The 9,684-nt window shown below is 55.3% G+C and carries 6 protein-coding genes; all 6 read right to left on the bottom strand.

Translation table 11 applies throughout. The features are described from left to right. A partial coding sequence (locus HMPREF1153_RS01885; RefSeq protein ID WP_009645183.1) for an adenosylhomocysteinase occupies positions 1 to 648 on the bottom strand: 648 nt, incomplete at its 3' end. Positions 649 to 692: 44 nt separating this feature from the next. Next, on the bottom strand, positions 693 to 1,445 hold the full coding sequence (gene surE, locus HMPREF1153_RS01880; protein WP_037369472.1) for a 5'/3'-nucleotidase SurE: 753 nt from the start codon (positions 1,443 to 1,445) through the stop codon (positions 693 to 695). 25 nt (positions 1,446 to 1,470) lie between these two features. Next, positions 1,471 to 2,421 carry an HlyD family secretion protein gene (locus HMPREF1153_RS01875; protein ID WP_232208161.1) on the bottom strand — a complete coding sequence of 317 codons (951 nt, stop codon included), beginning with the start codon at positions 2,419 to 2,421 and terminating at the stop codon, positions 1,471 to 1,473. 134 nt (positions 2,422 to 2,555) lie between these two features. Beyond that, positions 2,556 to 5,180: an alanine--tRNA ligase gene (gene alaS / locus HMPREF1153_RS01870; RefSeq protein WP_009645170.1), complete on the bottom strand. Its 2,625-nt coding sequence runs from the start codon at positions 5,178 to 5,180 to the stop codon at positions 2,556 to 2,558. Between the two features lie 133 nt (positions 5,181 to 5,313). Beyond that, positions 5,314 to 7,323, bottom strand: coding sequence for an NAD-dependent DNA ligase LigA (ligA, locus tag HMPREF1153_RS01865; protein WP_009645223.1), 2,010 nt, complete (start codon positions 7,321 to 7,323; stop codon positions 5,314 to 5,316). Between the two features lie 7 nt (positions 7,324 to 7,330). Beyond that, positions 7,331 to 9,598, bottom strand: coding sequence for a DNA helicase PcrA (pcrA, locus tag HMPREF1153_RS01860; RefSeq protein ID WP_009645207.1), 2,268 nt, complete (start codon positions 9,596 to 9,598; stop codon positions 7,331 to 7,333). Positions 9,599 to 9,684: the final 86 nt, after the last annotated feature.

Below are 9,684 nucleotides of genomic sequence, written 5' to 3'. Positions count from 1 at the left end.
CCAGCCGTAACCGGCAATGACAACGGTTTTGCCCGTGATGCAGAGGTTCGTCGTGCGCATGATGCCATCCCACGTTGACTGCCCCGTTCCATAGCGGTTGTCAAACAGATACTTGCAGTAGGCGTCGTTCGCCGCAATCATCGGGAACTCAAGTTTGCCCGCACGGGCGAGAGAATGCAGACGATGCACGCCCGTCGTCGTTTCCTCCGAACCGCCGAGGATGTTCGGTAGAAGTTCACGGCGCTTCGTATGCAGAATATTCACGAGGTCGCCGCCGTCGTCGATGATGATGTCAGGCTTAAGGTCAAGCGCCTTGTCGATGTAATTCTCATACTCTTCGTCCGTGCAGCCGTGCGTCGCAAAGACATGAAGCCCATCTTCGACGAGCGCTGCCGCGATGTCATCCTGCGTGGACAACGGATTGCTGCCCGTGATGGCAACCTCTGCGCCGGCGTTCTTCATGATCAACGCCAAATACGCTGTCTTTGCTTCAAGATGCAGCGTGATAACGATCTTCTTGCCTGCAAAGGGCTTCGTCACGGAAAATTCCTTGTTGACGGCTTCCATGACAGGCATGAAGTTCTTGACCCAGTTGATTTTGTCATGACCCGACGGCGCGAGTTTGATGTCTTTGATCATTGATTCCATGTGCGTTGCTCCTCCTAAAAATCGTTTCCTGCAAAGCGGCAATTTCAGCGCAGCAGTTTCTCCAAATAGAGGTAATCCGTCAGATCGGTCTGAAGCGGCGTGACGGAGATGTAGCCGCGCTCTGCGGCAGCGATGTCCGTTGCATCGCTGTTTCCCTCGTCGAGAATCTCCCCGCCGAGAAAATAGCATTCCTTCCCGTCCACATCTTCCATCCTTTGAAATGCATTGATGTAATCGCGGCGGCCAAGCTGCGTGAATACGAACTGCGGACCATTTTCGCCGAATTTTTTGGGGAAATTTACATTATAGAAGTTCACTTTTCCCTCTTCGTAAAAGAGAGAAAAAAGATTCTCCTCCATAAGTCTGGCAGCTGTATCATACGAGATTTCGGACTTCATGTCGAGGGATACGGCCGTCGCTGTGATTCCATGCAGATACGCTTCCATCGCAGCGTTGGCTGTGCCGGAATAAAGCACATCCGTGCCCAGATTCGCTCCGTGATTGATGCCGGAGATTACATACTCCGGATATATATCGGAAGAAATCGCTTCAAGGTAAAGTTTCACGCAGTCCGCCGGCGTACCCTCAATCCGATATGCCGCCACGCCGTATCGCTCTTCCAAAGGGCGATACCGATCGAGACGGATGTACTTCTTGACCGTGATTGCATGGGACATGCCGCTTTGCTCAAAGGCCGGGGCAGCCACAACGACCGTATGGTGCGGCGAGAGCACGCGCACGAGCGCCTCTATTCCGGCAGCTTCTATACCGTCGTCATTCGTCAATAGTATACGCAATACATCCGTCCTCTCTATCGTTCATTCAAGGCGACAAGCGCACAGAGACCTTCATTCCAGGTTGTATTCCTTCTCCCGCCTCTTCGGGAACAGAAATGCGCACACGGACTTTGCCAGATACCGTCTCATCTCCCTCGTCTGCATCAGGTTCCTCTATATCCTGCACCGTACCCTGTATGTCGCGTCCGCCCAAGCGATAAGAAGCGAATTGCCCTAGGCGCACCTTCGCTTTCTGATCATCGTTCAAAACGGCTTCAATCCACAAATCCTTGGCATTGCCGATGTTTGCAAAGGTTTGCCCCGTGCTGACCTTGCTTTCAGCAGCGATGTCTTCGGCTAGATAGAGCGTTCCGGAAGCGGGCGCAATGATATCTGTTCCCGCTTTATCCTGCTGCGCCTTTGCCAAGGCGATTTCCGCCTGCTTCAAAAACAGTTCTGCTTGTTTGATCTGTTCCGGCGAAGCGGGCTGCAGGACGGTGCGATAGCTTGATGAAGGTGCACGAGCCTGATTGGAAGCAACAGCGGCATTGTAAGCGGCCTCGGCTTCATCGCGTTTCACGGCGCTGATAGCGCCCATCGCATAGAGCTCGTTCATTCGCTCCATGCGTGCGCGTGCCGCTTCCGTATCGACCGCAGCGCTCGGAGCTTCATTCACGACGGGCTGCGTGACAGCGATTCCTTTCTGCAAATTCTCCAAGCTTTGTTTCGCTAACGTGACATTTTGCTGCAACTGGGCGATATCCTCGTCCGTGACATTGACCTTGATGTGCGCGAGGACGTCCCCTGCCTCCACATGAGCGCCGTCGGCGACCAGAATTTCCGCTATCGTGCCATCTGCCTTTGCTTTTGCGGGCACGAGCGCACTTTTCACCTGGGCGTCTTCGAGCGTCACAACATTATGCGAGCGCTGGTAGAGCCAGATGCCGCCGATCGTGAGGGCAGCGAGCATCAATAGGCCAAGCAGACTGAACTGCAAAAATCGTATTGCCTTTTTCGTAACATCTATTTCCACGAAGATCACCTCTGCGCCATGGGAATCCCTCCAAGGAAAGTTTCCCGTCGGAACTGCGAACAGCGTGTGCAGGCACGAGACTTGACCATACAGTCGTGTTAAGCAAGTTGTTCCGCCAGAACCTTTTCAGCTTCCTGCAAAGCTTCTGGCATCTTAGCAGGCTCTTTGCCACCTGCCTGCGCCATCTCTTTTCGTCCGCCGCCGCCGCCGCCAACGATTTTAGCTGCCGCCTTGACCATGTTGCCCGCATGAGCGCCCTTTGCCACAGCTGTGTCACTCGCCTTCGCCACGAGGCTGACTTTCCCTTCGTGCGCGGCGGCAAGCACGACCACGCCGCTTTCCAGACGATCGAGCAGCATGTCGGCAATCTTTCGCAGATCGTCGATATTATCGGCTTCAACGATGCCCGAAGCAAAGGAAAGATCTTTTATCTGCTTCTTCTGCGCGAGCAGCATATCGACATCTCCCATGGCGCGTTCTTTCGTGAAAGAAGCGATTTCCTGCTTGAGTTTCTTGTTCTCTGCCAATGCGCTCTCAATATGGGAAACAAGTTCATCATCGCGACATTTGAACGCGTGTGCGGCTGCGGCGAGAGTCTCCGCCTTCTCATTCATGTAGTCGATGGCCGCCTTGCCTGTCAAAGCCTCGATGCGGCGCACGCCAGAAGCGATGCCCGTCTCGCTGATGATCTTGAACATGCCGATCTCGCCGATGTTCTTTACATGCGAGCCGCCGCAGAGCTCTATGCTGAAATCCGGCACAGAGACGACGCGCACGACATCGCCGTACTTCTCACCGAAAAGCGCCATAGCGCCGAGTTTCTTCGCCTTGTCGATTTCCATCTGCGCGATTTCCACAGGCTTTGCCATGAGAATCTGCTCATTGACCAGGCGTTCCACTTCCTGCAACTGCAGCGCCGTCACAGGCTCGAAATTGGAGAAGTCGAAGCGCAGGCGCTCGGGCATGACCAAGGAGCCAGCCTGATTGACCTGATCGCCGACGACGCGCTTCAACGCAGCCTGCAGGAGATGCGTTGCCGTATGGTTGCGCGCTGACGACAGCTTCTTCATCCAATCAATCTGGATGGAAACATGGTCGCCAACCTTCAACATGCCCTCTTCAACATAACCGATATGATAAACCGTGCCGTCGGGAAGTTTCTTGGCGTTGGCAACCTGCACGCGGCCAAATTCCGTCTCCAAAAGTCCGGCATCGCCGACCTGACCGCCTCCTTCTGCATAGAAAGGCGTCGACTGCAAGATGATGCCCGCCTCCTCACCGTCGGCAAGCTCATCGACGAGACCGCCGTCCTTCCAGATGGCGACGACGGTCGATTCCTTCGCATTCTCATCGACACAGAGATGTGACGTATCGATGCCCGAGAGGTCGGGTACGGCGACGCGCTGATTTTCCTGCCGCGCGGCACGGGCACGTTCGCGCTGCTTCTCCATCGCTTTCTCGAAGGAATCTTTGTCAAGTTCCATTTCGTTTTCATGCAAGATCTCGTCGGTGACTTCCCATGGGAAACCGTACGTATCGTAGAGTTTGAAGCCAATTTCACCAGGAAGCACCTTTTTGCCTTCTCGCTTCAAGTCCTCGATGTGACCGTTCAAGAGTTCCATGCCCTGTGCGAGCGTCGCCGCGAAGCGATCCTCCTCAATGCTGATAACTTTCTTGATGTATTCTTTCTTCTCAGCAAGCTCTTCAAAGTCCGCTGCACCCTTGTAGATTTCGGCAACGGCATCAATCGCGCCTTCCAAGAACTTGTCATGAATGCCGAGGATGCGCCCATGGCGCACAGCACGACGCAAGATGCGGCGCAGAACATAGCCGCGTCCCTCGTTTGAAGGCAGGATGCCGTCCATGATCATGATTGCCATGCTGCGCGCATGGTCAGCGATGACCTTGAGCGAGACGTCCTTCTCCGCATTTTCGCCATAAACGACACCGGATACTTTCGAGGCGTATTCGATGATGGGAAAGAGCAAATCCGTCTCGAAGTTCGTCTTCTTATTCTGCAGCACGGAAGCCAATCGCTCAAGACCGCATCCCGTATCAATATTCTTGTGCTCAAGCGGATTGTACTGACCGTCTTCCGTGCGGTCGAACTGCGTAAAGACGAGATTCCAGATTTCGAGGTAGCGGTCACAATCACAGCCGACAGCACAGTCTGGGCTGCCGCAACCGCGCTCTTCACCAAGGTCGATGTAGATTTCCGAATCAGGACCGCAAGGGCCGGGGCCGATCTCCCAGAAGTTGTCATCGAGTTTCACGATATGATCCTGCGGGAAGCCAGGCTGCTCACGCCAGATGGCGGCTGCTTCATCGTCCTTCGGATAGACCGTGACCCAAAGCTTTTCCTTCGGCAAATCCAAGACATCCGTCAGGAACTCCCACGCCCAAGGAATCGCCTCTTTTTTGAAATAGTCTCCAAAAGAGAAGTTGCCGAGCATTTCAAAATACGTCTGATGACGTGCCGTGCGCCCGACGTTCTCAATATCTCCCGTACGTACACAGCGCTGGCTCGTCGTGATGCGCGTGCGCGGCGGTTTCATCTTGCCCGTAAAGAACGGTTTGAACGGCGCCATGCCCGCGCCGATCATCAAGAGCGTTGGATCGTTTGCAGGGATGAGCGAAGCGCTCGGCAACCGCAGATGCCCCTTTTTCTCCGCAAAGAACTGCAAATACGCTTCGCGCAATTCATTTCCTGTCATGTATTTCAAAAGAACCTACCCCCATCAGAGATTACGTCAAGCTTGAACAAATTCCGCTTGGGATTCATTCGCTCGACCTCGTACTAACAAACAATTATAGCATAGCCTGACACGATTGTTCCAGTGTTTTCAATATGCGATGTCAAATATGGTCAATCAGCTGCAGGAGCTCCTCCTCCGTCAAGATTCGGACGCCCAGCTGCTCCGCCTTTTGCAGCTTGCTGCCAGCATTTTCTCCCGCGACGAGGCAGTCCGTCTTCTTGGACACGGAACTTGTCACGCGTCCGCCGTGCTGCTCGATCAGCTCCGTGATTTCCCTGCGCCCGAAATGACGCAGCGTGCCCGTGACGACGAAGCTCATATCGGCCAGTTCGTCGCCCTGTGCCGTACGCTCTTGTGCTGCCGTCGCGACGCCGAGCTGCTGCAGTTCGCGGCAAATCTTTGCATTGCCTTCGTTTTGGAAATACGAACGGATGGCGGCGACGCTCGTTTCGCCCATATCACGCACCGCGAGAATCGCCTCATCGGACGCATTTTCTAAAGCCTCCAAGGTCTTGAAATGCTGCATGAGAGCGGCAGCTGCCGCCTTGCCGATACCGTGGATACCGAGTCCCGTCAAAAGACGCTGCGGTTCGTTCTTCTTTGCTTCTTCGATTGCCGAAAGCAATTTGTCCGTGTTTTTTTCCTTGCCGACAACGCCTTGGGCAATCAGCTCTTCCCGATGCTCCTTCAAGCGGAAGATGTCGACGATCGTGTGAAGGAAACCTTTTTCAATCAAGGCGGCGATGTTCTTTTCGCCCAAACCCTTGATGTCCATAGCGTCGCGGCTCACAAAATTCAGGATGTGGCTCTCCACCTGCGCCGGACATGCCTGATTGATGCACTTGACGTCGGCGGAATCCGCCTCTCTCTCAGCCTTTGCACCGCAGACGGGGCAGCGATCGCCGATCTTGAACGGCTCTGTTCCCTCGGGACGCTTTTCTTTTACGACCGCCTTGATCTTCGGAATGATCTCTCCCGACTTGTAGACGACGACGGTATCGCCTACGCGCACATCGAGATCGTCGATGAAATCCTGATTGTGCAGCGTCGCGCGCTCGACCGTCGTACCGCAAAGACGGATGGGATCGAACGTCGCCGTCGGTGTGATGCGCCCCGTCCGGCCGACAGAAAGCGTGATGCTGCGCACGACGCTTTCCTTTTCCTCGGGCGGGTATTTATAGGCGATCGCCCAGCGCGGCGCCTTGGAAGTCGCGCCGAGGCTCTCCCTTTGCGAAAAATCATTGAGTTTGACGACAGCGCCGTCGATGTCGTAGGGCAGATCGCCGCGCGAGGCGCCGATCTGCTCGATGGCATCCCAGACCTCCTCTGCCGTACGGCAGACGTGATAGGCATGAATGACCTTGATGCCCTGCCGTTTCATGAAGTCGTAGGCTTCGACATGCGTTTGGAAATCCTTGCCGCGCACCGCCTGCAGATTGAACACGAAGAGGGACAGCCCCCTCTCCTTCGTGATGCGGCTGTCGAGTTGGCGCAGAGTGCCCGCCGCACAGTTGCGCGGATTGGCAAAAAGCTTTAGCCCGAGAAGCTGACGCCTCTCGTTGACCGCCTCAAATGCCGCCTTCGTCATGTAGACTTCGCCACGCACCTCGAAGTAAGGCAGCGGCTCTTTGAGTTTCTGCACGACATCTTTGATGACCTTGGCATTTTCCGTGACGTCCTCGCCCTGTACGACGCCGTCGCCGCGCGTGATGGCACGGCTCAGCATCCCGTTTTCATAGCGCAGGGCAAGCGAAAGTCCGTCGATCTTTTCTTCGACGACGAACACAGGATTTTCCATGCGCGCCTCTATATCGCGCACGAAAGCTTCTATCTCCTCGCGAGAGAATACATCCTGCAACGAAAGCATCGGCACATCGTGGTGCACGAGCGTGCCTGCCGTGCGCTTCGCTGTACCACCGACCTTCTGCGTCGGTGAGTTTTCCGTGATAAGCTCGGGGTATTCCCTTTCCAGCGCCTTGAGCCGCAGCATAAGCTGATCGTATTCGTAATCGCTGATTTCGGGATTGTCGTCGTTGTAGTAGCGCACATTGTGGTGACGTATCGTGCGCCGCAGCTGTGCAAGCTCTTTTTTGACTTCTTGAATATCCATAAGAACCTCAGACTTTCTCGATGGGAGCATACTTCTGCATGAGCCCCTTGATGCCGATTTGCGGGAAGGCGATCTTCAGCTCGACTTCTTCGCCTTCGCCCTTGACCGAGACGACTGTGCCGACGCCCCACTTGCCATGACGAGCCTTGTCGCCCGCACGCCATGCCACTTCCATGCTCGGGCGAATTGCGGCGGACGCGGCAGGACGCACCTCGCGAGGGGAAGAAGGTACAGGCGCAGGCGATGCAGAAGGAGCTGTCGTCCGCTGCAAACTTTGCAGAATCTCGAAGGCGGACTGCGGCCTCCCCATGCCCCGCGACTCTAAAAACGCGCTCCGTCCGAAAGCCTGTGCCTTTTCCAAATACGTTTCGGGAATCTCCGCGAGGAATCTCGACGGCGGATAGACATTCCCCTTGCCGTAAAGCGTCCGATAGCGCGCGTAGCTCAAGTAGAGCTTGCGTTCAGCGCGCGTGATGCCGACATAGCAGGTGCGGCGTTCTTCCTCGATTTCGCTCGGCTCAAGCAGCGTGCGCGCATGGGGAAAGATTCCCTCCTCCATGCCCACGAGAAAGACGACGGGGAACTCCAAGCCCTTTGCCGAATGAAGCGTCATGAGCGTCACGCGGTCGTCCTCCATGTTCGCCGTATCGACATCGGAGACGAGTGCGATCTGGTTGAGGAAATTTTCCAAAGTCGGCTCTTCTTCCGTCTTTTCAAACTCTCGTGCCACGCCGACGAATTCGCGCAAGTTCTCGATGCGCGTCTGCGCCTCGGGCGTATCCTGCTTCTCCAACTCCTTGATATAACCCGTATCGTCAAGCAAGGCTTCGATAAAGGAAGAAAGCGGCATAGCGGCAAGTTTGCCCATGAGGTCAAAGAGAAGCGCGGCGAAGGCTTCGAGCAGATTCTTCGTGCGCGTCTTGAATCCCATGGCTTCGAGCGCTTCGGGACTTGACAGGACATCGAAGAAGGCTTCTTCATGCATGGCGGCATACTCCGTGAGCTTGGCGATCGTCGATGCGCCGATGCCGCGCTTGGGCACGTTGATGATGCGCAGGAGGCTCACGGCGTCAAACGGGTTGTAGAGGACGTGCAGATAGGCAATGATGTCCTTGATTTCCATGCGGTCGTAGAACTTCAAGCCGCCAACCATCGTATAGGGAATCCCCGCCGCCATCATGGCTTCTTCGAGGACGCGCGACTGCGCATTCGTGCGGTAAAGCACGGCGATGTCGCCATAATCGACGGAAAAGAGCGTCTTCTGCTTCTGCACGGTATCTACGACGAATCTTGCCTCGTCGCGCTCGTCATTCGCCTGATAGAGGGCGATCTTCTCCCCTACGGCGTTTTCCGTCCAGAGCTTCTTCGGCTTGCGATTCTCATTGTTTCGGATGACGGCATTGGCTGCGGCCAAGATATTCTTCGTCGAGCGATAATTCTGCTCAAGCTTGATCGTCTTCGCCTCGGGAAAGTCCTTCTCGAAATTCAAGATGTTGCTGATGTCTGCGCCGCGCCAGCCGTAGATGGACTGATCGGCATCGCCGACGACGCAGAGATTGTGATGACCGCCTGCCAGAAGCGTTGTGAGCCTGTATTGTGCGCCGTTCGTATCCTGATATTCGTCGATGAGGATGTAGCGGAAACGCTGCTGATACTTCTGACGCAGTTCGTCGTTATTTTCCAAAAGGTCGACGGCGAGCAGCAGGAGATCGTCAAAATCCAAAGCGTTGTTCTCGCGCAGCTTCTTGTCATACAGGCTGAAAAGCTCCGCAATCTTCTTCGCATGGAACGTATCCGCCTGCCGCGCGTAGGCGCGCGGGCCGAGCATGAGATTCTTCGCGTTCGATATGGCGTTCTGCACCTTTGCGGGAGCAAATTGCTTGTCATCAAGATTCAGCTCCTTGAGGCACGCCTTGATGACGGTCTTGGAATCTGACGTATCGTAGATGACGAAATTTTTCTTGTAGACTTCGCCCGCTTCAATCTCGCGCCGCAGAAAGCGTGCGCAGAAGGAATGAAATGTGCTGAGCCAGACATCCTTGCCCAAGCCGCCGATCATGCGATCGACGCGCTCGCGCATCTCTGCCGCCGCCTTGTTCGTGAACGTGATTGCCAAGATGCCGTAGGGCGGCACGCCGTGCGCCAAGAGATTGGCGATGCGGCAGGTGAGCACCTTCGTCTTGCCCGAACCGGCGCCCGCCATGATGAGCAGCGGGCCGTCGATATGTGCGACAGCTTCCCGCTGCATGGGATTCAAGCCCTGAAAAATATCCACTGTATCAACCTCACAAACATCAGCAGCATACATGTTTGATTGCAGCAAAGGAAACGGCTGCCGCAGATATACTGCAACAGCCGTTC

It is taken from the genome of Selenomonas sp. CM52, assembly GCF_000292955.1.
In the GTDB taxonomy this organism is placed as follows: Bacteria; Bacillota; Negativicutes; order Selenomonadales; family Selenomonadaceae; genus Selenomonas.
The sequence above is the reverse complement of the archived record's forward strand: the minus strand, read 5'-3'. Positions and strand labels throughout refer to the sequence as shown.